Annotated in this window: 17 protein-coding genes; 13 read left to right on the top strand and 4 right to left on the bottom strand. The window is 60.0% G+C overall.

Translation table 11 applies throughout. The annotated features are described in order from the left end of the window. Positions 1–627: 627 nt before the first annotated feature. From kdpA to kdpE, 5 genes are all read left to right on the top strand, one after another. Positions 628–2,316: a potassium-transporting ATPase subunit KdpA gene (gene kdpA, locus GQF02_RS10360; RefSeq protein WP_160796902.1), complete on the top strand. Its 1,689-nt coding sequence runs from the start codon at positions 628–630 to the stop codon at positions 2,314–2,316. 11 nt (positions 2,317–2,327) lie between these two features. After that, complete coding sequence (gene kdpB / locus GQF02_RS10355; RefSeq protein ID WP_160796900.1) at positions 2,328–4,454, top strand: potassium-transporting ATPase subunit KdpB; 2,127 nt, start codon at positions 2,328–2,330, stop codon at positions 4,452–4,454. A gap of 46 nt (positions 4,455–4,500) precedes the next feature. After that, the gene (gene kdpC, locus GQF02_RS10350; RefSeq protein WP_160796897.1) at positions 4,501–5,112 is read left to right on the top strand and encodes a potassium-transporting ATPase subunit KdpC; all 612 of its coding nucleotides are present in this window, start codon (positions 4,501–4,503) and stop codon (positions 5,110–5,112) included. A gap of 71 nt (positions 5,113–5,183) precedes the next feature. Next, positions 5,184–7,814, top strand: coding sequence for a DUF4118 domain-containing protein (locus GQF02_RS10345; protein ID WP_220789422.1), 2,631 nt, complete (start codon positions 5,184–5,186; stop codon positions 7,812–7,814). After that, the gene (kdpE, locus tag GQF02_RS10340) at positions 7,814–8,518 is read left to right on the top strand and encodes a two-component system response regulator KdpE (RefSeq protein ID WP_160796895.1); all 705 of its coding nucleotides are present in this window, start codon (positions 7,814–7,816) and stop codon (positions 8,516–8,518) included. The genes GQF02_RS10345 and kdpE overlap by 1 nt, the downstream gene beginning before the upstream one ends. Before the next feature lie 165 nt (positions 8,519–8,683). Here the strand turns inward: kdpE and GQF02_RS10335 are convergent, their stop codons facing one another. The 3 genes from GQF02_RS10335 to GQF02_RS10325 all read right to left on the bottom strand — a co-directional run bounded on the left by GQF02_RS10335 (position 8,684) and on the right by GQF02_RS10325 (position 12,011). After that, positions 8,684–9,292: a 3'-5' exonuclease gene (locus GQF02_RS10335; RefSeq protein ID WP_124736302.1), complete on the bottom strand. Its 609-nt coding sequence runs from the start codon at positions 9,290–9,292 to the stop codon at positions 8,684–8,686. Then, positions 9,292–11,097, bottom strand: a complete 1,806-nt coding sequence (locus tag GQF02_RS10330; RefSeq protein WP_160796893.1) for a putative nucleotidyltransferase substrate binding domain-containing protein — start codon at positions 11,095–11,097, stop codon at positions 9,292–9,294. Before GQF02_RS10330 ends, GQF02_RS10335 begins: the two co-directional genes overlap by 1 nt. Before the next feature lie 137 nt (positions 11,098–11,234). Then, a complete protein-coding gene (locus GQF02_RS10325; protein ID WP_124736300.1) occupies positions 11,235–12,011 on the bottom strand; it encodes a class II glutamine amidotransferase in 777 nt (258 codons plus the stop codon). Positions 12,012–12,117: 106 nt separating this feature from the next. Here GQF02_RS10325 and GQF02_RS10320 point away from each other — a divergent pair, with 106 nt between their 5' ends. From GQF02_RS10320 to GQF02_RS10295, 6 genes are read left to right on the top strand one after another with little or no spacing between them, the layout of a single operon-like run. Further along, complete coding sequence (locus GQF02_RS10320; RefSeq protein ID WP_124736299.1) at positions 12,118–12,693, top strand: Ntn hydrolase family protein; 576 nt, start codon at positions 12,118–12,120, stop codon at positions 12,691–12,693. Between the two features lie 2 nt (positions 12,694–12,695). Further along, complete coding sequence (gene hslO / locus GQF02_RS10315; RefSeq protein WP_124736298.1) at positions 12,696–13,568, top strand: Hsp33 family molecular chaperone HslO; 873 nt, start codon at positions 12,696–12,698, stop codon at positions 13,566–13,568. After that, on the top strand, positions 13,568–14,350 hold the full coding sequence (locus tag GQF02_RS10310; protein ID WP_160796891.1) for a helix-turn-helix domain-containing protein: 783 nt from the start codon (positions 13,568–13,570) through the stop codon (positions 14,348–14,350). Before hslO ends, GQF02_RS10310 begins: the two co-directional genes overlap by 1 nt. Before the next feature lie 50 nt (positions 14,351–14,400). Next, positions 14,401–14,784: a cupin domain-containing protein gene (locus tag GQF02_RS10305; protein WP_160796889.1), complete on the top strand. Its 384-nt coding sequence runs from the start codon at positions 14,401–14,403 to the stop codon at positions 14,782–14,784. Further along, on the top strand, positions 14,781–16,181 hold the full coding sequence (locus GQF02_RS10300) for an NAD(P)/FAD-dependent oxidoreductase (RefSeq protein WP_160796887.1): 1,401 nt from the start codon (positions 14,781–14,783) through the stop codon (positions 16,179–16,181). The genes GQF02_RS10305 and GQF02_RS10300 overlap by 4 nt, the downstream gene beginning before the upstream one ends. A gap of 53 nt (positions 16,182–16,234) precedes the next feature. After that, positions 16,235–17,326 (top strand): polyamine ABC transporter substrate-binding protein, encoded by a 1,092-nt coding sequence (locus GQF02_RS10295; protein ID WP_160796885.1) that lies wholly within the window; start codon positions 16,235–16,237, stop codon positions 17,324–17,326. Positions 17,327–17,398: 72 nt separating this feature from the next. Here the strand turns inward: GQF02_RS10295 and GQF02_RS10290 are convergent, their stop codons facing one another. Then, on the bottom strand, positions 17,399–18,034 hold the full coding sequence (locus GQF02_RS10290; RefSeq protein WP_160796939.1) for a TetR/AcrR family transcriptional regulator: 636 nt from the start codon (positions 18,032–18,034) through the stop codon (positions 17,399–17,401). 223 nt (positions 18,035–18,257) lie between these two features. Here GQF02_RS10290 and GQF02_RS10285 point away from each other — a divergent pair, with 223 nt between their 5' ends. Both GQF02_RS10285 and GQF02_RS10280 read left to right on the top strand, forming a co-directional pair. Beyond that, positions 18,258–20,195 (top strand): amidohydrolase, encoded by a 1,938-nt coding sequence (locus tag GQF02_RS10285; protein WP_160796883.1) that lies wholly within the window; start codon positions 18,258–18,260, stop codon positions 20,193–20,195. A 156-nt stretch (positions 20,196–20,351) separates the two neighbouring features. After that, a complete protein-coding gene (locus GQF02_RS10280) occupies positions 20,352–21,440 on the top strand; it encodes a polyamine ABC transporter substrate-binding protein (protein ID WP_124736291.1) in 1,089 nt (362 codons plus the stop codon). Positions 21,441–21,445 lie beyond the last annotated feature (5 nt).

Below are 21,445 nucleotides of genomic sequence, written 5' to 3'. Positions count from 1 at the left end.
TGTCTGCCTTCCATCAGAAAGCCGCAGCGCTTCGCCCCCGCAGACAAGCCCGATTATCTTTATCTAGCCTGGCGCGGGTTCCGGCCTGGACTTAGGTAATACAACCCTCCCGCTCCTGCCTCCACCTTGACGACTGGAAACGTAAGGCTTTCCCGCTGATCTATTGCCAGCCAAGGCAAGATTGATGACAGCCCGACCGTGATCATGATCAATGCGCTTGTATGCTGGCGATTCACGGTGAACTCGTCGAGCAAGATTGGCCCCTCGCCGCGCGCCTACAGCGCTCGCCAAATCAGCTCAAAGACTGGGCTGGCAACAACGTCCTCTGCAAATATCCATTCTGTTTTTATACAAATTTTACACCTTGCCATTTTCATTTTACATGCCCTTTATACGTCCTTCCCTAGAGTACAGCTGTCGGTAAAACCACTGGGGTGAACATGCAAGACATGATCTGGGTGACAGGTTTGGCGCTACTTTTTTGCGCCGTGTACGGGCTGCTGAAGCTATACGAGAAGCAGTCAGATAAGGGGATGTCATGACTCTGCTGACGATTGTCGCTGCTATTTCGGCGCTGGGGCTGGCGGGCTGGTTGGTGTACGCCCTGCTGCACGCGGAGGATTTGGCATGATGCTGCAATTTTTCTGCCTACAGGGCGTATTTATGCTGCTGCTGACCCTGAGTGCCCATCCCATGGGGGCTTGGCTGGCACCGCTAGCCGCTGGCCGGGTAAGCGGACGCTGGCAACGAGTGGATGCAATGCTGCTGCGCATGGCGGGCATCCGCGACGAAGGCATGGGGTGGCGCCAGTATGCATTGGCGGTATTGGTATTCAACCTGCTAGGCGCGCTGCTGCTGTATGCGCTGCAGCGGTTGCAGGGTTTGTTGCCGTTGAACCCACAGGGCATGGGAGCGGTGGAGGTCGGCTCGGCATTCAATACCGCGATCAGCTTTGTTACCAATACCAACTGGCAGGGTTATGCCGGCGAGAGCACGATGAGCTATCTCACCCAGATGGTGGGTCTGGCGGTGCAGAACTTCCTGTCTGCCGCTACCGGGATCGCCGTGGCCTTTGCGCTGATGCGTGGCTTTACGCGTCGCGAGAGCGCCGACCTGGGCAACTTCTGGGCCGATGTGTTGCGGGTATCGGTCTATGTGCTGCTGCCCCTATCCATCGTACTGGCGCTGGTACTGGTGCAGCAGGGCGTACTGCAGAACCTGTCCGGCTATACCACCTACACCACGCTGGCAGGGCACGCTCAGACGCTGGCGATGGGGCCGGTTGCCTCGCAGGAGGCGATCAAGATGCTGGGAACCAATGGCGGTGGCTTCTTCAATGCCAACTCCGCCCATCCGTTCGAGAACCCTACCGAACTGACCAACCTGCTGCAAATGCTGGCCATTTTCCTGATCCCTGCCGGGCTTACCCATGCCTTCGGCCGCCTTGCCGGTGATCGCCGTCAGGGTTGGGCCATCTACATTGCCATGAGCGTGATCTTTATCGCGTGTGCCGTCGCGGTGATGGCAGCAGAAAGCCAGGGCAACCCGCTACTCACCGCACTGGGGATCGATGGTGGCAGTGGTAACTGGGAAGGCAAGGAAGTGCGCTTTGGTATGGCAGCTAGCAGTCTGTTCATTACCGTGACGACTGCCGCCAGCTGCGGTGCCGTGAATGCCATGCACGACTCCCTGACCGCGCTGGGCGGGATGGTGCCGATGTGGTTGATGCAGCTGGGCGAAGTGGTGTTCGGTGGTGTGGGTTCCGGCCTGTACGGCATGTTGATATTTGCAGTGTTGGCGGTATTTGTGGCCGGCCTGATGGTGGGGCGTACACCGGAATATCTGGGTAAAAAGATCGAAGCCTTTGATATGAAAATGGTCGCACTGGTGATCCTGACCACGCCGGCACTGGTGTTGCTGGGTACAGCTGCCAGCGTGCTGCTTGCCCCAGGTCTTGCCGGTCTGGCCAACCCCGGTATGCACGGTTTTTCCGAGGTGCTGTACGCCTTCAGCTCGGCGGCCAACAACAACGGTAGCGCTTTCGCCGGCCTGTCAGCTAATACCCCGTTTTATAACGCCATGCTGGGCATTGCCATGTGGCTGGGCCGCTTTGCCATCATCGTGCCGGTGCTGGCCATGGCCGGCAATCTGGCAGCCAAGAAAACCCTGGCGACCACCAATGGCAGCATGCCTACCCACGGTGGCCTGTTTATCAGTCTACTGGTTGGCAGCGTATTGCTGGTCGGTGCTTTGACCTACCTGCCTGCATTGGCATTGGGCCCGGTGGCCGAGCATCTGATGATATGGGCGCACTAAGCGAGAAAATCATGACAGAAAAGAAAATAAGCCTGCCACTGTTTGATCCTGCGCTATTAAAACCAGCGCTGCTGGATAGCGTGCGCAAGCTGGCGCTGCGTGAACAGCTAAAAAATCCGGTGATGTTCGTGGTGTACCTGGGCAGCGTGTTGTGCAGCGTGTTGTGGGTGATGGCCTTGCAGGGCCAGGGGGATGCCCCCGCCTGGTTGACCGGCAGCATTGCGGTATGGCTGTGGTTTACCGTGCTGTTTGCCAACTTTGCCGAGGCATTGGCAGAAGGCCGCAGCAAGGCTCAGGCTGCCAGTCTGAAAGGCCTGAAAAAAGCCACTATCGCCAAAAAACTGGCTGCTCCGCATCGCTATGGAGCCGGCTTTACTCTGGTAGACGCCAGCGATCTGCGCAAGGGAGACGTAGTACTGGTGCAGCATGGCGAGTTGATCCCCTGCGATGGCGAGGTTATCGAAGGGATTGCCAGTGTAGACGAGTCTGCGATCACCGGCGAATCCGCACCGGTGATCCGCGAATCGGGGGGGGATTTCAGTTCGGTGACCGGCGGCACCCGCGTCCTGTCAGACTGGATCGTGGTGTGCGCCACGGTCAACCCGGGTGAGACCTTTATCGATCGTATGATCGCCATGGTGGAGGGTGCCAAACGCCGCAAGACACCGAACGAGGTCGCGCTCACCATCCTGTTGTTGGCGTTGACCTTGGTGTTCTTGCTGGTCACGGTGACTTTGCTGCCATTTTCGGTGTACAGCGTGAACAGTGCCGGCAGTGGCACGGTCATTTCGTTGCCGGTACTGCTGGCATTGCTGGTATGCCTGATCCCCACCACCATCGGCGGCCTGCTGTCGGCCATCGGCGTGGCGGGTATGAGCCGGCTGATGGCGGCCAACGTCATCGCCACCAGCGGGCGCGCGGTAGAAGCGGCCGGTGATGTCGACGTGCTGTTGCTGGACAAGACCGGCACCATCACCTTTGGTAACCGCCAGGCCTCGGCGTTTATTGCCGCGGCCGGCCATACCCCGGTGCAACTGGCCGAGGCGGCCTGGCTGGCCTCGCTGGCTGACGACACGCCGGAGGGAAAGAGTATTGTGGTACTGGCGCAGAGGCTAACCCGCAGTCCTGCCGTCCTGCATGAGGGCGAGCAGAGTGGTCATAACACACTGCACGCGCTGCAGCAGGGGCTCACCCCGGCCGGTGTTAGCTTTGTGCCCTTTACCGCACAATCGCGCATGTCCGGCATCAATCTGGGCTCCCGCCAGATTCGCAAGGGTGCGGCTGACGCCATCCGCCGCCATATCCAGCAGCAGGGCGGCAGCTTCAGTACTGTCTTGCAGCAGCAGGTTGACGATATCGCCAGCCGCGGCAGCACACCGCTGGTGGTCGCCGAAGGCGCAGAGGTGTTGGGCGTGGTGGAGCTGAAAGACGTGGTGAAGCCGGGCATCAAGGAGCGCTTTGCCCAGTTGCGCCAGATGGGGATCAAGACGGTGATGGTGACTGGCGACAACCGTCTGACCGCTGCTGCCATTGCGGCCGAAGCCGGTGTGGATGATTTTCTGGCTGAAGCCACGCCGGAAAACAAGCTAGCGCTGATCCGCGATTATCAGAAGCGTGGTCAACTGGTCGCAATGACCGGTGACGGCACCAACGACGCGCCGGCGCTGGCGCAGGCCGACGTGGCGGTCGCGATGAATAGCGGCACCCAGGCAGCGCGCGAGGCCGCCAATATGGTGGATCTGGATTCGAGCCCCACCAAGCTGATTCAGGTGGTGGAAATCGGCAAGCAGATGCTGATGACGCGCGGTGCGCTGACGACTTTTAGTCTGGCCAATGATGTGGCCAAGTATTTCGCCATCATCCCGGCGGCCTTTGCCAGCACCTATCCGCAACTGGCGCTGCTTAACGTGATGGGGTTGACCAGCCCGGCCTCGGCGCTGTTGTCGGCTGTGATTTTCAATGCGCTGATCATTGTGGTGCTGATCCCGTTGGCGCTCAAAGGTGTGCGCTATCGCGCGCTGGGCGCCGAAGCCCTGCTACGCCGCAATCTGCTGGTATACGGCCTGGGCGGCCTGCTGCTGCCGTTTGCCGGCATCAAGCTGATCGACATGCTGCTGGCTGTGCTGGGTTTGGTGTAATTCGCGCGCCGGCAGCCTGGCTGCCGGCAATACTGAAAGGAATATCATGCAATCTATCGTTGCCAATCCGAATCTCGCCAGCCGCGCAGAGCGCGCGCTCTGGTGGCCAGCGACCCGCCTGTTGCTGGGGCTGACTGTACTGTTGGGGCTGATCTATCCGCTGGCCGTGACCGGCCTCGCTCAGGTGTTGCTGCCCGCGCAGGCGAATGGCTCGCTCATCGTGCAAAACGGTCAGGTCGTGGGCTCGGCGCTGATCGGTCAGTCCTTTGGCAAAGCGGACGAATTCTGGGGCCGCCCATCCGCGACCGCCAGCAGTCCGTATAATGGTGCCGCCTCCGGTGGCAGCAACCTGGGACCGGCCAACCCGGCACTGGCAAAAGCCGTCGCCGAGCGCATCGCCGCGCTGAAAGCGGCCGGTCCGGTCGCGCCAGGGCCGGTACCTGCCGATCTGGTCACCGCGTCGGCGAGCGGGCTGGATCCGCATATCAGCCTGGCCGCCGCCTTGTATCAGGTGCCACGCATCGCCAAGGTGCGCCATCTTGATGCCGGCAAGCTGCAACAGCTGGTGCTGCAACAGGCAGAAAACAGCTGGTTTGGTAGCCAGGCGACGGCGCGGGTCAATGTGCTGCGCTTGAATATGGTGCTGCCGCGCGGTTGATTGCACTGCCATTTGCCGGGATTGACCGCAAGCGGTCAATCCCGGCCTGACTTAGACCAGATCGAATGCCCATGCTTGTGTCAGAACACCGTCCCGACCCCGATGCCCTGTTAGCCAGCTTGCCGCGCCCGCGTGGCCGGTTGAAACTGTTTTTTGGTGCCGCCCCTGGCGTCGGCAAGACTTATGCCATGCTGGCCGAGGCGCAGGAAAAACGCGCGCAGGGTCTGAGCGTGCTGGTCGGCTGGGTCGATACGCATGGCCGCGCCGACACCGAAGCCATGTTGTCCGGTTTGGATGTATTGCCGCGGCGCCAGCTGGATCACCGAAGCAAGGTGCTGGCGGCGCTGGATATTGATGCCATCTTGGCGCGTCACCCGGCGCTGGTTGTGATTGACGAATTGCCACACAGCAATGCTGTCGGCAGCCGCCATCCCAAGCGCTGGCAAGATGTGGAAGAGCTGCTGGCCAGCGGCATTGACGTGTACAGCGCGATGAATGTGCAGCATCTGGATAGCCTGCGCGACATCGTCGGCCGCGTGACCGGTGTGGAGATCAGTGAAACCGTGCCGGACCATGTGTTTGACCAAGCCGATGAGGTGAGGCTGGTCGATTTGCCGCCGGACGATTTGCTGCACCGGCTGGCAGCAGGCAAGGTCTATCTGCCCGAGGTGGCCGAGCGTGCCGCCGCCAATTTTTTTCGCAAAGGTAATCTGATCGCACTGCGCGAGCTGGCGCTGCGCCGCATGGCGGATCGCGTCGACGGCCAGATGAAAGCGCAGCGTGCCATTAGCCACAGCGTGCCGGTATGGGCCACCAGTCACAGCATGCTGCTGCTGGTGGATGGACGTCACGGCAGCGACTGCGTACGCCAATGCCTGCGCCTGGCACGGCTATTGGGCGCGCCATGGCATGCCGTCTGGCTGGACAATGGTGGCGCCTCAGCTGATGAGCGCAGCGCTGCACTGGCTGCGTTGCAGCAGGCTGCCGAGCAGGGGGCAACGACCCTGGTGCTCAGCGGCCAGCAGCCAGCACGTCTTGTCGTGGCCTACGCGCGACGCCACAACCTGTCGCTACTGGCAATGCCGGCACCGCTGGCCTCAGCGCAGCTGCAACGAGCCCTGCAGCAGGATGCACCCGACCTGAGTCTGCTGCTATTGAGTAGCCAGAGCAGCGAGAAACAGCCCAAACGTTGGCCGCAGTGGCAGCTGGCACGGCGCGGCTGGCTGGCATCCAGCCTGCTATGCGCGGCCATTACACTATTAGCCTCGCCGCTGCACGGCGTGCTGGAACCCACCAATCTGGTGATGTTTTATCTGTTGGGGGTGCTGTGGTCGGCAGTACGCTATGGCCGTGGCCCGGCAGCGCTCACGGCCGTGCTGTCGGTGGCGCTGTTCGATTTTTTCTTTGTGCAGCCACATTTTTCTTTTGCCGTATCCGACGTGCAGTACCTGATTACCTTTGTGGTGATGCTGATCGTCGGGCTGGTGGCCGGGCAACTGGTGGCGAGTCAACGTCATAGCGCGGCGCAGGCGCGCCAGCGCGAGGCGCACACCCGCACGCTGTACGAAATGGCGCGTGAGCTGGGTGTGGCCCTGCTGCCCGAACAGGTCGGCGAAATCAGTACGCGCTTTTTGCATGCCAGCTTGGGCGGCAGCGTGCGCTTGTGGCTGCCTCCGGATGACGACGGTGCGCTGCTGCCGCAAGAGGGGGCAGATTTGGGCGAAGATAGCGCGATCGTACGTTGGTGTTACGATCGCGCCGAGCCAGCAGGGGTCGGTACTAACACCTTGCCGAATGCACCTTATCTGTATTTGCCGCTAAAAGCGCCCATGCGCACGCGCGGCGTGCTGGTGCTGGCGGTGCCTGACCGTGCATTACTGGCGGAACCGGACAATCGCCGCCTGTGCGAAGCAGTGACTGCGCTGGTGGCCCAAACGCTGGAGCGCTTGCACTACATTGCGGTCGCTCAGCAAACGCTCGTGATTATGGAGTCGGAACGCTTGCGTCACTCGCTATTGGCGGCGTTGTCGCATGACTTGCGTACGCCACTGACGGCGCTCACCGGCCAGGCGGAAACGCTGCAGCGGCAGTTGGCCCGCGACGCTTCCCCTCTGGCGGCGCAGGCCGCCACCTTGCAGGCGCAAAGCCAGCGCATCTCGCGGCTGGTGACCAACTTACTGGAAATGGCACGCTTGCAGGCCGGTGGCGTGACCTTGCGGCGCGACTGGCTGCCACCGTTGGAGCTGATTGGCGGCACCATTGCCGCTCTGGGTAGCGCCACCGCCAGCCACCGCTTGCAGATAGACGTGCCGCAGGACTGCCCCATGCTGTACGCCGACCCGCTTCTGCTCGAGCGCCTGCTGGTCAACCTGCTGGAAAACGCGCTGAAATATAGCCCGGCTGGCAGTACCATCACATTGTCGGCGGACGCCACAAGTTCGCATATCCGCCTAAGTGTTACCGATGAAGGCCGTGGCCTGCCGCCGGGTGACCCTGCCGAGTTGTTTACCATTTTTACCCGGGGCGAGCGTGAGTCCAGTATCAGCGGGGTGGGGCTGGGGTTGGCAATCTGCAAGACCATTGCCCATGTGCACGGCGGTACGATCAGTGCGGCCAATCTGCCGGCAGGTGGTGCCTGCTTTTCCCTGTTGCTTCCGCTGGAGACCCAGCCGGAATTGGACTTTGATCCGGAGAAACTGTAGTGAATAGTGCGGCAAACATATTGGTTGTCGAAGACGAAGAGGTCATCCGCCGCTTTGTCAAAGCCACCCTGGAGGATGACGGGCATCGCGTGCATGAAGCCGAAAATATGACCCGTGGGCTGATCGAGGCAGGTACGCGCAAGCCCGATCTGATCGTGCTCGATCTTGGCCTGCCCGATGGTGACGGCGTCGGTTTTCTGGCGGATTTGCGCAGTTGGAGCAGCGTGCCGGTCATCGTGCTGTCTGCCCGGGTGAGCGAGCTGGATAAAATCAGCGCCCTTGACGCCGGTGCCGACGACTACCTGACCAAGCCATTCGGTTCCGGCGAGCTGCAGGCCAGGGTGCGCGCGCAGCTGCGCCGCCGTGGTAACAGTGCCGCAGGCGAAAGCGAGAAGGTGACACTAGGGGAAGTGGTGGTGGACTTGGGCTTGCGCCGCGTCAGCCGTTCCGGCGAGTTGGTGCATCTGACGCAGCTCGAGTATCGCCTGCTCGTGGCGTTGATTGCCCAGCGCGGCAAAGTGCTGACCCATCGCCAGCTGCTGAAGGAGGTGTGGGGCGCCAACTACGTCGAGCAAAATCACTACTTGCGAATTTATATGGGGCATCTGCGACAAAAGCTCGAACAGGACCCCGCTAGGCCGCATTATCTGTTGACCGAAACGGGGATAGGTTATCGTTTGAGTGCAGAGGCTGAAAATCAATAAGCTCAGTATCGTAATGGGGTCGTCGAGCAGGTGTGAACTCGCGCTGCGAATCTATTCCGCTTGTCAAGTCAGATCAGGGTGGAGGGTGCTTCCAGCGCCTGCTATGCGTCATCTCCAGATCAAGAAAATATAGATGGCTTCTTTTTGCTTGCTAGCCAAGCTGGCTTAGCCAAACCCGCGTCGTTTAAGTGCGAGGTAGAGCATGCCGGCGGTGATGGCATCATTGAGTGCATCATGGCGCGGCAGTGCCGGCACCTTCAAATCGTCGACGAGGGTCTGTAGCCTGAGATCGACATGGCTGTCCGGTTGCTGTCTGAGCTTGTAGTCGTAGTAGCGCCCCGAGATCTCTATCCTGCGGTTAGGCAGGGCACAGCCGATCAGGCCCTTCACGTATTTGTTGAGAATGGCCATGTCGTATTCGAGGTAGTAGCCGACCAGTGGCCGTCCGCCGATAAAGTCCAGCAGCTGAAATACGGCATCGGCCGGCGCCATGCCGTCTCCGACATCGCGCGGGCGCAAGCCGTGTACGCTGACATTGCCCGCATCTGGGCGCTTTTCCGGCCTGACCAGCAGGTAGAGCGACTCGCTGGACAGGATGCGGTTGCCGCGCAGTTTGACCGCGCCGATAGAGAGCAGCTCTGCTTCGGCGATATCGAGGCTGGTGGTTTCGCAGTCTACGCTGACGATTTCGTCCGGGTGCTCGTCGAATAGGCCGGCATAGCGCGGGTCGGTGAGCCGGCCCTTTTGCCAGCGACGGGTGAGGGCGGCCAGCATCAGAAACTCCCCAGCTTGAAGTGGTGGCGCAACATGCTCTTGTAGCGCTTGACCACGGCAAAGGCATCTTTCAGCAGGTCGCGCTCCAGCGTGGACAGGCGATAAGGTGCAATCAGATTATCCGGCTGCCGCCCCTCTTCCAGTGCATCCAGCCCCGAACCCAGCTTGATCCCGATCAGAAAGGTCAGCGCCTCGGCCAGATCGTGCGACAACTCCTGTTCGAGCAGGCCTTTGCTTGTCAGGGCGGCAAGGCGTTCCAGCGTGTTGGTTTCGTGGATGCCAGCCTCCAGTGCCAGTGCGCGCGTACCATGCACGATGGGGAAGATGCCGCCCTTTTTCAGGTCCAGCACGGCCTCACCGTCTGCTTCGCGTGTCAGCAACTGGGCGAACAGCCCGAGTGGGGTGTCGAATTGTTCGATGGCGCGGGCGAAGCGGGCATAGAACGCGGCATCGTCGGCGATGGCCTGCTGCAGCACCTCGTGTGCTTCTCTTAATAAGCCGGCATCGCCGGCGACGGCTTCGGCATCCACAAAGATGGCGAGATTCATCAGCGAAGTGCTGTCCGGCTGGAATGTCCATTGCTGGATACGCGCCTGCATCTCGCTTTGATTCAGCCTCCATGCCGGATTGCTGAGCATGATGCCGCCGGCGCATGGCGGGTAGCCAAAGCGCGCCAGCGCCCCCGAGAAGGCATCGCATATCTCGGCGACGCCATCTTGGGGAAAGCCGTCGCGGATGATCAGCGCGTTATCCTGATCCGTCTTGAGAATCTGCTCGCCACGTCCCTCCGAGCCCATCACAATCAGGCAGCTATTTTCCTGCAGAGCCGGTGGCGCCAGCATCTGCCATGCCCGCTCGAACAGGCGCGCGTTCAGCGTCTGCACCAGTCGCGCGAGCTGCGGCGGTTTGACACCGTGTCCGGACAGGATGCGTACCAGACGCGTGATCTGGCCGGCGGCATCAGCCAGTTCGTCCAGATTCTGCGCGCGTTCGATACGCTGGGCGATCAGGTGGGAATGGTTGGAGAAATAAGACAGCACATCGACCTGGGACAGAATGCCGACCGCTTGGCCGGCTGAGGTGACCACCAGACGGCGGATATTGTTGCGCGTCATCGTCAACAGCGCATTGAACAGGAAGTCGTCGATGTCCACGCTCATCAGCTGGAATTGTCCCAGTTCGCTAAGCGGGGTGTGATAGGGCGTGCCGTTGATGATGACGTCGCGAAAATCGGTGGTGGTGTAGATGCCCAGCCGCGCGCCATCTTGCACCAATAGCGACTTTACCCGCTGCGCTTTCATGGTTTCGGCCGCTTGCTGCAAGGTGGTGCTGCCATCGACCTTGACAGGTTCACGCAGGCGCACATCGCGCACGCGTGCGGTGAGCAGGGTCTGCAGTTCCCGATGGCCGGGGCGTTCCGACAAGGCGGCAAGCTTGTGCGATACGCTGGCGTAGAAGTAGGCACCAAAGCGCAGGTTACGCCCGGTCAGTTCCATCAGTTGCGCGCGCGGGATGGCGTAGAGCAGGGCTTCTTCATGCACGACAAAGCGGTTATGTGTCTCACCGGCGATCAGTGCCCGGGCATCGAAAGTATCGCGCTCGCGATAGACCCCGATCACTTCCTCGCCGGCCATCTCGCGCACGATGCCCTTGATCACCACCCACAGGGTATCGACCGGCTTGCCCGGCCCCATGATTTCGTCGTCGTCGGCAAAAAAGGCAATGTCGGCACAAGCTTCCAGTGACTGTTGTTCGGAGGCGGTCAGGCTGTCAAAGGGCGGGTGGCTGAAGTCGAAGCGGCTCATGCAAGTCTCGGGTCGGGTTTGGCGTATCCTTTTAGCATAAGCTCGTGCCGGCATTAGGGCTACTGCGCTGCAAGACGAGTGTCGGTCGCTTGCAACAGGCAGGCCGGGCGGGATGCCCGGCATGGAGGGGAAGGGGCTTAACTGCGCAGGCTGAATAGCGGTGCGCCGTCACGCAACATCAGCAATTCGCCGGGCGCGAGCGCGGTCCAGACTTCGTTATCGGTCAGCGGCAAGGTCGCGATTACGGCCACGCGATCCTGTGCTGTGGTGAGCGTGGAAAAGTCGACGCTGACATCGTCGTCGACCAGATGCGCGGTGTTGAATGGAGCCTGGCGTACGATATAGTGCAATTGGGTGGCGCAGTGGACGATCAGCCATTCGCCGTTGGACAGCATGAAATTGAATGTACCGTGTGCACGGATTTCGGCGCTCAGGCGTGCCACCTCGTCAAACAGTTGCCCGGGTTCAGGCGCACGGTCCCAGCGCTGGCGCAATTGTTCGAGGATGTGGCAGAAGGCGTGTTCCGAGTCGGTGCTGCCGACTGCCTGATAGTGGCTGCCTTTGGGCGGATTAAATGCCTTGAGATCGCCATTGTGGGCGAAAATCCAGTATTGCCCCCACATCTCGCGCACAAAGGGGTGGCAGTTTTCCAGGCGGACCTCGCCCTGGGTGGCCTTGCGGATATGGGCGATCACGTTTTTCGACTTGATCGGATAACGGCGCACCAGATCGGCGACCGGTGAATCGCTGGAGGGTTTGTCGTCGATAAAGAGACGTACGCCCGCGCCCTCGAAAAAGGCGATACCCCAGCCATCGGCATGGTGGTCGGTCAGTCCGCCGCGGCGGTGAAAGCCTTCGAAGGAAAACAGAATGTCGGTCGGGGTATTGCAGTTCATTCCAAGCAGTTGGCACATAAGGCGGGTTCCGTCTGGCGGGCAGGCGCTTTAAGAAGCGCTTACCCTTGTAATTTGGCGGTTTGGCCTTAATCTTACCGCTTTTGTCGCAGCTTAAGGTGAGCCTATGACCACCATTGTGGTAGTGCGCAAAGGGAATGAGGTCGCGATTGCGGCCGATAGCCAGACCACGTTTGGCGACGACCAGAAACTGCTCGCCGGCTACGACCGTTTTCACGACAAGATTTTCCGTATCGGCGAGCACCATTTCGCCATTGCCGGCTCGGCGGCACATGATCTGGTCTTGCAAAATGCGCTCAGGAGCCTGAAAACGCGCGATCTTAGTTCGCGTGCCGGCATTTTCGAGACCTTCCGCAAGCTTCACCCCAAGCTGAAGGACAATTTTTTCCTCAAGCCGGACGAGGAAGAGGACGACCCGTACGAGTCCAGCCATATGATGCTGCTGCTGGCCAATAGCCACGGTATTTTCGGCGTTTACCCGATGCGCGAGGTGTACGAGTTTTCGCGCTACTGGGCAATAGGCTCGGGCCGGGCTTACGCCATGGGGGCGATGTACAACTGTTATCAGGACGAATTGACTGCGGCGCAGATCGCCGAGCGCGGCATTATGGCCGGCTGCGAGTTTGATCTCTCGTCGGCGCTGCCGATGTCGCTTTACACTTTTACGCTAGGCAAGGAATAACCATGAACCAAACCGATACCCTGCAGCGCTTTATTTTTGACGACGCACCGGTGCGCGGTGCACTGGTCAGGCTGGACGATGCCTGGCAGGCGGTGCTGTCGCGCCGCCACTATCCGGCGCCGGTGCGCGATCTGGTCGGCCAGATGATGGCGGCCTCCGCCTTGCTGGCGGCCAATCTCAAGTTTGACGGCACGCTGATTATGCAGATCCAGGGCAAGGGCGCGCTCAAGCTGGCGGTGGTCGAAAGCAATGCCGACCGTACTTTGCGCGCGACAGCCAAGTGGGACGACGTCAAGGACGGCGCTACGCTGGCCGAACTGGTCGGCGTGGGCGCCCAGTTCGTGATTACGCTGGACCCGAAAGAAGGGCAGCCGTGGCAGGGTATTGTCGCGCTGGAAGGCGACAGCCTGGCCCAGATGCTGGAAAACTATATGCAGCGCTCCGAGCAGCTGGATACCAAGCTGGTACTGGCTGCCGATGCAGGCTCCGCTGCCGGCATGTTGTTGCAGCGCCTGCCGGACGGGCATGGCGATGCCGAGGGTTGGAACCATGTGCAGACGCTGGCCTCCACGCTCAAGGGCGAAGAGTTGCTTGAGCTGCCGGCAACCGAAATCCTGCACCGCCTGTACCACGATGATGCGGTGCGCCTGTTCGACGCCGAGACGCTGGCCTTTGCCTGCAACTGCAGCCAGGAGCGGGTCGGCGATATGCTGAAGATGCTCGGTGGCGAAGAAGTGGCCAATGTGATTCTGGAGCAGGGCAGCATCGAGATTAACTGCGAATTCTGCAACCAGCAGTATGTGTTTGACGAAGACGACGTCAATGCCCTGTTCCAGATGGATGTAGTGCATGCGGTGCGCGAGGCACGCCACTGATGGCAGATGATAGCGCCGTCACGCATGTCGTGGTCGAGCGCTATCACCGCGCGTGGAAGGCGCTGGATGTGGACGCGGTGATGGCTTTGTATCATCCCGAGGTGCGCTACCATGACTTTCACGGTCGCAGCCTGATCACGCTTTGCGGGTTGCGCGACTATGTGCTCGACAGTCTGCCCTCCGGTGCCAACGAGTCGCTGGCACACACCGACCGCATCCGTGTCGACGGCGACTGCGCTTTTTTGCAGTATTGCTATACGGTGAAAAGCCGAATGGTGCGCGGGCGACTGACGCGCTTTCACGGCAGCGAAGTGATCCGGGTGCAAGACGGCCTGATCATCGAGGTGAAAGAGTACTGCGTGGTCGCCGGCAACAGTGCAGCACAAGGGGCAGGCCGCATCGGACTGTCGCCCTTGCGCCTGACTCGGCTGGTGGCCGACCTCGAGGACTATTTCAGCCGTCACCGACCCTATCTTGATCCCGATCTCAATCTGGCGGCGGTGGCCACGGCCAGTGGTTACACCCGCAACCAGATTTCCCATGCGCTCAACCATGTGCTGGGTGTCTCCTTCTATACCTATCTTGCGCGTGCGCGCATAGCCCATCTGCTGGCGCTGCCGGCAAATGCACGTCCAGCGTCTGCCATGGACATGGCGCTATACGCCGGTTTTTCTTCCATTTCCACTTTCTACAAAGCCTTCCGTCAAGCCACCGGCACCACGGTGCAACGCTATTTTGCCGCCGCCGATTTCGAGCGGTCCCGCACGCACGACAAAACATAAAGCCCGCCCTTAGTATTGCCGCACGTTTAAACGACAGCGGGGGGCGGGAGATGTTGCCGGATTTTGTCAGGGTGTTGCACCGGGCTGCGACCAGTGAGGCTGAGCATTACTACGATGCACCGGCACTGGTGTTGGGCGGCAAGCCCGAGTTACGGCTGTGGCCCTTGTTTGGACGTGTGGCCGGTAGTGCCGGCATCTGGGCCTCCGACGACTATAGCAAGCACAAGTCTTTGCCCGATGAATACGAGTTTTGCCTATTGCTCAGCGGGCGGGTACGGATAGGTGATGCGGCTGGGCGTAGCATTGAGTTCGGTGCGGGGGATGCCTTTTTGCTGGAGCCTGGCTTTGAGGGTAGCTGGACGTCGCTTGAGCCGGTGCGCAAGTTTTTTATGATGCTGCCGATGGCGCCACCTCCGCAATGGGAGGGTGCATGAGCCATCTGCCTGCAAGCTGTCTGTGGCAGGGTGCCTTGCCTGCTGTCGCGCCATCTTCCCTGCCGCCCGTCGCGGAGGAGTGCGATGTGGCCATTATCGGGGCCGGCTACACCGGTTTGTGGACGGCCTATTACCTGAAGCGGCAGGACCCGGCGCTGCACGTGCAAGTATTCGAGGCTGCGCATGCCGGCTTTGGCGCCTCCGGCCGCAATGGCGGCTGGCTGATCGGCGGTATTGCCGGGCAGGATGCGTGGCTGGCCAGCCTGGATGAAGATGCAAGAGAAGCCACACGCCAACTTTTGTACGGCATTGTCGATGAGGTGAAAACCGTGTGTGAGCGCGAGGGCATAGGCTGCGATCTGGCCCATGGCGGCGTGTTGTACGCGGCCCGTGGCGTGGCGCAGGCACGGCGTGCCCGCGCCTGGTTGACCGATCTGCAGCGTGCGGGACATACCGCTGCAGATTTTCGCTGGTTGTCCGCAAGCGAACTGGCCGCACAGCTACAAATAGCCGATGGCCTGGGCGCCGTTTTTTCGCCGCATTGCGCCACCTTGCACCCCTTGAAACTGGTGCAGGGCCTGCTGCACACGGTGCGGCGTATGGGCGTGCGTGTGCACGAAGCGTGCCCGGTGGCAGGCTTTGGCAAGGGCCGGGTTCGCCTGCAAGGTGGCGAGGTGCGGGCGCGCTGGATTGTGCCGGCACTGGAGGGCGCCAGTACTACGTTGCCAGAACTTAAAGGGCGGGTGCAGCCGGCGCAAAGTCTGATTGTCGCGACCGAACCTTTGTCTGCGGCGCAATGGGATGCGATTGGCCTGGCCGGTCGTGCGGCTTTTTCCGATCTGTCGCGCGGGGTGACTTATGGCCAGCGTACAGCAGACGGGCGTTTACTGTTTGGTGCCCGTGGCGGCTACCAGTTTGCCGGTCGGCCGCGCTGGGATTTCGATCCGCAAGGCGATGAGTTCTCGCTACGCACCGAACTGATGCGGCAATTCTTTCCGCAACTGCAAGACGTGCGCATCACCCACGCCTGGGGCGGTTCACTGGGGCTGGCGCGAGGCTTTACTCCGTTTGCCCTGCGGGATCGTAGCCGGGGTGTGGCGTGTGCCGGTGGTTACGGTGGCGAAGGGGTGGGAGCCAGCAACCTGATGGGGCGTACGCTGGCCGATCTGATTTGTGAACGTGAAACCTTGTTGACGCGCCAGCGCTGGGTAGAGGGCGAGGCGGGATTGTCCAGTCTGCGCCGCTGGGAGCCCGAGCCGCTGCGTTATCTGGGCTACCACGCCATCCGTTCGGCGTTTGTGCTGGACGATGCGCTCGCTGACCGGCAGGACATTCCTGCCCGCCTGCGCCGGCTGGTCGGAGCCGGTGCCGATGCGCTGGAAGGCTTGATGCATTGAAGTGACAGGTCTGGCAACAGGCGTTTTTCGATTGTTTCTGCAGGAGATAGGGGATGACAGTAAGTAAGTGGTGTGTGTCTGTCTTGGCGCTGGTCGGCAGCATGGCAACGGCGCAGGCGGAGAGCAGGCTCAATGTCTACAACTGGGCCGACTATATCGCAGAGGGTACGGTGCCGGCTTTTCAGAAGGTGACCGGGATCAAGGTGCGTTACGACGTGTACGACAGTAATGAAATGCTGCGCGCCAAATTGATGACTGGCCATACCGGCTACGACATTGTAGTGCCGACCCAGTACACCGTGGATATGGGGATCAAGGCCGGCATGTTCGAGCCTTTGGACCGGAGCAAGCTGCCCAACTGGAAACACCTCGACCCGCAACTGCTAAAGCTGATGGAGCAGTTTGATCCGGGGAACCGTTATGCGGTGCCGTATCTGTGGGGGCTGAATACGGTCGGGATTAATGTGCCCAAGGTGAAGCAGGCGCTGGGTGGTAAGCTGCCGGATGATCCGTGGGATCTGGTATTCAAGCCGGAGGTGGTGGCGAAACTCAAGGGTTGTGGTGTCAGCGTACTGGACTCGGCCGGCGTGTACTTTGCTTCTGCTTTGCATTGGGCAGGAAAGAATCCCAATAGCAATCAAGTCAGCGATTACGAGGCGCTGATGCCGACGCTGAAAGCAGCGCGCAAGTCTTATCGTATGTTCAACTCCTCCAGCTACACCAATGAACTGGCCGATGGTTCGGTATGTGTGGCCATGGGCTATTCGGGCGACCTGAATACTGCGCGCAAGCGTGCAGCCGAGGCTGGCAATGGCGTGCAGTTGATGGTGTTGATGCCAAAGAGTGGGCTCAATATCTGGGTCGACAGCCTGACCATTCCCAAAGGGGCGGTCAATCAGGCGCAAGCCCATCGTTTTATCAATGCGATGCTGGAGCCGAAAACGGCTGCGGCCAATGCCAATTTCGTCAGCTATGCGCCGGGCGTCGCAGCGGCCAAGCCTTACATCGATAAGGTGCTGGTGTCCGAACCTGTGCTGTTTCCACCGGCAGACGCGCTTAAGGGCAGCTTTGTGACAGTGGCACTGCAGCCGGAAACGATACGCAGCTATACCCGCTTGTGGCAGAAGCTGAAGGCCGGCAAGTAGGTTGTTCTGGCCATTGCATGTAATACAAAGCCACGGCTCCATGTCGTGGCTTTTTTGCGTAAAAGCGCAAGGTCAGTTGCCGCTTGCCGACAGCTTTTGCAAGGTGCTTGCCGGGTCAGGTTCGCTGATGGCTGTCGCGATCAGGCGTTCCAGCCATAGCCGGTGCAATAGCCATAACGGGCGGCCACTGTCCCCTGTTTCCTTCGCGCATTGCTTGGCAACATCAAAGCTGCGGTAGAACGAAGTGATCAGGGCGATCAGGTCGGCTTCGGGCCAGCGGCAGCCGAAGTGGCGGAAACGCTCGGTCCAAAAGCGTATTTGCTCGCGCTCGTGGGCAAGTTCAAGTTCCTGCAAGGCCGGGATCAGGTCCATGGCGCGCCATAGCGCGCCATGGCCGACAAAGCGGACATCCAGCGTATCCAGCGCACTGTCTAGCGCTTGCAATGTGGCGGGCCAATCCAGGTCCTGTGTCCTGATGTTCTCCTGCGCTTCACGTACCGCTGACAGCCATGCCGCAGCCAGCCGGCAGATGATGGCTTCTTTATTGGGAAACAAGTGGTAGAGCGACTTGATGCCGACGCCGGCTCGTTCGGCAATCGCGTTGGTGTTCAGTGCGGTAAAACCCTGCTCGGCCAGCAAGCCAAGCGTCGCCTGCTCGATTTTCTGGACAGTCTCCCAAGTGCGCTGCTGCTGCGGTTCGCGGCGCATGCGCAAGTTAGCGGGAAGCCCGGGGATGGGGGGCAGGGTGTCAGGCATAAGGACTCAAGGCCGGCAATGGATGTGGCAACACTATAAGGGGGGGGCTGTGGCGCGGCAACTACACTGCCGTCCGTTTATTGCAGTAATAGCTGCAATTTACAGTAATAGCTGCAATAAAGGAGGTGTGGTGACAATCAGAGCAAATGCCGCAGTCAAATAATGGAGGAGAGATATGTTGAATACCGTAGCAGGTGGCCAGCGGGCCATGATCATGGGGCTGTTATTGCTGGCCGGTTGCAGCAGTTCGGGCGGGAGTAGCCAGCCCAAAGAGGGCACCATTTATATCAATGGCAAGGTGTATACGCAGGACGATAAACAGTCGGTAGCCGACGCCTTTGTGGTGGAGGGGGGGCAGCTAGTGCAGGTGGGAAGCCGGGCCGATGCCGAGGCTTATAAGAATCGTGGCTACCCGGTCGTGGATCTGGGCGGCAAGATGGTGCTGCCCGGCCTGCATGACAACCATATCCATGCCTTGGGAACGGTGGCGCTGGATATGTGCGATATCGACGGCAAGGCGGTGACGCTGGACGAACTGGCCAACAAGGTGAAGACCTGCCTGCCCAAGTACGCGCCCAAGGCAGGGGATTGGCTGGTGGTGAACCAGTGGTCGCCATACGAGGGTAATAATGTCACCGCCAATTACCAGAATGTCAGGCAGGCGCTGGATGCTGCTGCGCCTAACAATCCGGTGATGCTGGCTGGTGTGGACGGGCATGCCAGTGCCTACAACTCGGCAGCGCTGGCCATGGCGCAGGATGAGAAAGGTAACACGGTCGGCTTCAATGCGGCATCGCTGGCTACAGGTGCGGTATTCGAGGCGTTTGCCCCCTATGTCAACCTTGATAGCGGAGTGATCCGCGAGGATGCCCGTGCCGCCATTCCGGTGCCTGACACGGGTGTGTTAAGTGCCCATGGCAAGGAAGCCGAGCAGTTGTACGAGGCCATTTTGCCCAAAGTGTCCGAGATGATGGCGTCGCGCGGTATTACCGGTATTCAGGATGCCTGTGCCAACGATTTCGTTCGCGACCGTTACCTCAGCATGCAAAAGCGCAATTTGCTGAATATGCGCGTGACGGCGGCCACCTGTTTCAATATGGATGATTACGCGGGCGTGGTGGATATCCCGGGTCACCTGAAAAAGGCAAACGAGGCGCGTAGCGCCTTTGCCGCTAATCCGCTGATCAAGGCGGATGCGGTCAAGATTTTTGTCGATGGCGTGCTGGAAGGCGACCCGTTCAGTAATCCGCCGGTCGCCCCGAATGCCGGCATGATCCATAACTACCAAACACCGCATCTTAAGTATGACCCGGCCAGCGACACCACCACGGTTGAGGCAGACAGCGAAGACTCGGGCAATAAGGGCATCGTCAACTACAAGGGCGAGGATCTGGCGAATTATGTGAGCGCGCTGGACAAGGACGGTTTCAGTGTCCACATGCACAGCATTGGTGACCGCAGTACTCGGGTGGCGGTCGATGCGCTGCAAGCGGCGCGGGACCGCAACGGTGACAGCAAGATTCCGCACACTATTGCACACTTGCAGATGGTGGCACCGGAAGATCAGGTCCGCCTCGGCAAGTTGGGGGTATTCCTGACCTTTACCTATGCCTGGACTTCGCCGTCCATCGCTTACGATCTGCTGGTGACACCGTTCATCCAGCCTAGCAAGAAGGGGCAGTCCATCATGGATGTGCTGTATGACCCTATGGGCTATGTGAAGCAGGCCTTTTATCCGGTCGAGTCTGCACGCAAGGCGGGCGCGGTGCTGGTCGCCGGCAGCGATGCACCGGTTGATAGTCGTGATCCGCGTCCGTTCGTTAATATCGCCACCGGCGTGACCCGCTCAAGCGTGGACAATGGCGACAAGGGCTACACCGCAATCGAGCGTACTTCTTTGCAGAACCTGCTGGCGGCCTACACCATCAATGGTGCGCGCGCTGTGCGTCAGGACAAGCTGACCGGTTCGCTGGAGCGTGGCAAGTCGGCCGACTTTATCGTGTTGAACCAGAACCTGTTTGATCTGGTCGCGGCAGGTGAGCCGCAGAAAATTGCCGAAACCGAAGTCGATATGACCGTATTCAAAGGCAAGGTGGTGTACCGCAAGAAATAGGGCCGTTCATGCCATAGTCGTGATAGCTTTGTCATGGCGTTTATGCAGCCGGCCGGGGTGCTAACCGGCCGGCTTTGTTGTTGGAAAGCGTCTGCCTATTCGAATCAATGCGTCCGCTAGAGGCGCTTTAAATTGCAAAGCGACTGGAGAAACAAGATGAAAGCCATTACCACTGCGGTCAGCCTGGGCCTGATGCTGGCGATGCCCTTGGCGCAGGCCGCCGGTACGCTCAATGTTTACAATTGGTCGGATTACATTGCAGAGGGGACGGTGCCTGCATTCGAGAAGGCCAACAAGATCAAGGTGCGCTACGACATTTACGATAGTAACGAGGTGTTACGCGCCAAACTGATGACGGGTAAAACCGGTTACGACATCGTGGTGCCATCGCATAATACGCTGGGGCTGGGCGTCAAGGCCGGCATGTTTTTGCCGCTGGACAAGAACAAGATCCCCAATTACAAAAATCTGGATCCGGCGCTATTGAAGCTGATGACGCAGTTCGACCCGGGTAATGCCTATTCGGTCCCGTACTTTTGGGGCATCAACACGCTGGGCATCAATGTCGACAAGGTGAAGAAGGCGCTGGGCGGCAAGCTGCCTGACAACCCATGGGATCTGGTGTTCAAGCCGGAGCTGGCGGCAAAATTGAAGGGCTGCGGCATTAGCGTCTTTGATTCGCCCAGCGAATTCTTTCCGGCCGCCTTACATTACTACGGCAAAGATCCCAATACCGAAAATCTGGCCGACTATCAGGCCATGATGCCGGCACTCAAACAGCTGCGCCCCAATTACAGCAGATTTTCCTCGTCCGGTTATATCAACGAGCTGGCCGGTGGTTCGGTCTGTGTCGCCATGGGCTTTTCCGGTGATCTGAATATCGCCAAGCGCCGTGCTGCCGAGGCAAAGAACGGGGTGAATATCCAGGTGATGCTGCCCAAGTCCGGGCTGGACGTTTGGGTGGATGTGATGGCCATTCCCAAGGATGCGGTCAATGTCGACAATGCCTACCGTTTTATTAACGCCATGCTGGAACCGAAAACCGCAGCGGCCAATGCCAACGCGGTGACGTACGCGCCCGGTGTGCCGGCAGCGCGCCAATACATGAGTCCGGCTTATGTGAATGACCGTACTATTTTCCCGACAGCAGACGATATGAAGGGCAGCTTTGTCGGTAAAACACTGCCGGCGCATACCATACAGGGCTACACCCGCCTGTGGCAGGGTCTGAAGTCAGGGCGCTGATGTTG

The organism is Craterilacuibacter sinensis (assembly GCF_009831765.1).
GTDB lineage: Bacteria > Pseudomonadota > Gammaproteobacteria > Burkholderiales > Chromobacteriaceae > Craterilacuibacter > Craterilacuibacter sinensis.
This window is presented reverse-complemented; position numbering and strand designations above follow the sequence as displayed.

Excerpts from the sequence above, each read along its gene's own strand:
- kdpA (WP_160796902.1), top strand. The coding sequence starts at position 628 with ATGATGCTGCAATTTTTCTGCCTACAGGGCGTATTTATGCTGCTGCTG.
- kdpB (WP_160796900.1), top strand. The coding sequence starts at position 2,328 with ATGACAGAAAAGAAAATAAGCCTGCCACTGTTTGATCCTGCGCTATTA.
- kdpC (WP_160796897.1), top strand. The coding sequence starts at position 4,501 with ATGCAATCTATCGTTGCCAATCCGAATCTCGCCAGCCGCGCAGAGCGC.
- GQF02_RS10345 (WP_220789422.1), top strand. The coding sequence starts at position 5,184 with ATGCTTGTGTCAGAACACCGTCCCGACCCCGATGCCCTGTTAGCCAGC.
- GQF02_RS10335 (WP_124736302.1), bottom strand. The coding sequence starts at position 9,292 with ATGCTGGCCGCCCTCACCCGTCGCTGGCAAAAGGGCCGGCTCACCGAC.
- GQF02_RS10330 (WP_160796893.1), bottom strand. The coding sequence starts at position 11,097 with ATGAGCCGCTTCGACTTCAGCCACCCGCCCTTTGACAGCCTGACCGCC.
- GQF02_RS10325 (WP_124736300.1), bottom strand. The coding sequence starts at position 12,011 with ATGTGCCAACTGCTTGGAATGAACTGCAATACCCCGACCGACATTCTG.
- GQF02_RS10320 (WP_124736299.1), top strand. The coding sequence starts at position 12,118 with ATGACCACCATTGTGGTAGTGCGCAAAGGGAATGAGGTCGCGATTGCG.
- hslO (WP_124736298.1), top strand. The coding sequence starts at position 12,696 with ATGAACCAAACCGATACCCTGCAGCGCTTTATTTTTGACGACGCACCG.
- GQF02_RS10310 (WP_160796891.1), top strand. The coding sequence starts at position 13,568 with ATGGCAGATGATAGCGCCGTCACGCATGTCGTGGTCGAGCGCTATCAC.
- GQF02_RS10305 (WP_160796889.1), top strand. The coding sequence starts at position 14,401 with ATGTTGCCGGATTTTGTCAGGGTGTTGCACCGGGCTGCGACCAGTGAG.
- GQF02_RS10300 (WP_160796887.1), top strand. The coding sequence starts at position 14,781 with ATGAGCCATCTGCCTGCAAGCTGTCTGTGGCAGGGTGCCTTGCCTGCT.
- GQF02_RS10295 (WP_160796885.1), top strand. The coding sequence starts at position 16,235 with ATGACAGTAAGTAAGTGGTGTGTGTCTGTCTTGGCGCTGGTCGGCAGC.
- GQF02_RS10290 (WP_160796939.1), bottom strand. The coding sequence starts at position 18,034 with ATGCGCCGCGAACCGCAGCAGCAGCGCACTTGGGAGACTGTCCAGAAA.
- GQF02_RS10285 (WP_160796883.1), top strand. The coding sequence starts at position 18,258 with ATGTTGAATACCGTAGCAGGTGGCCAGCGGGCCATGATCATGGGGCTG.
- GQF02_RS10280 (WP_124736291.1), top strand. The coding sequence starts at position 20,352 with ATGAAAGCCATTACCACTGCGGTCAGCCTGGGCCTGATGCTGGCGATG.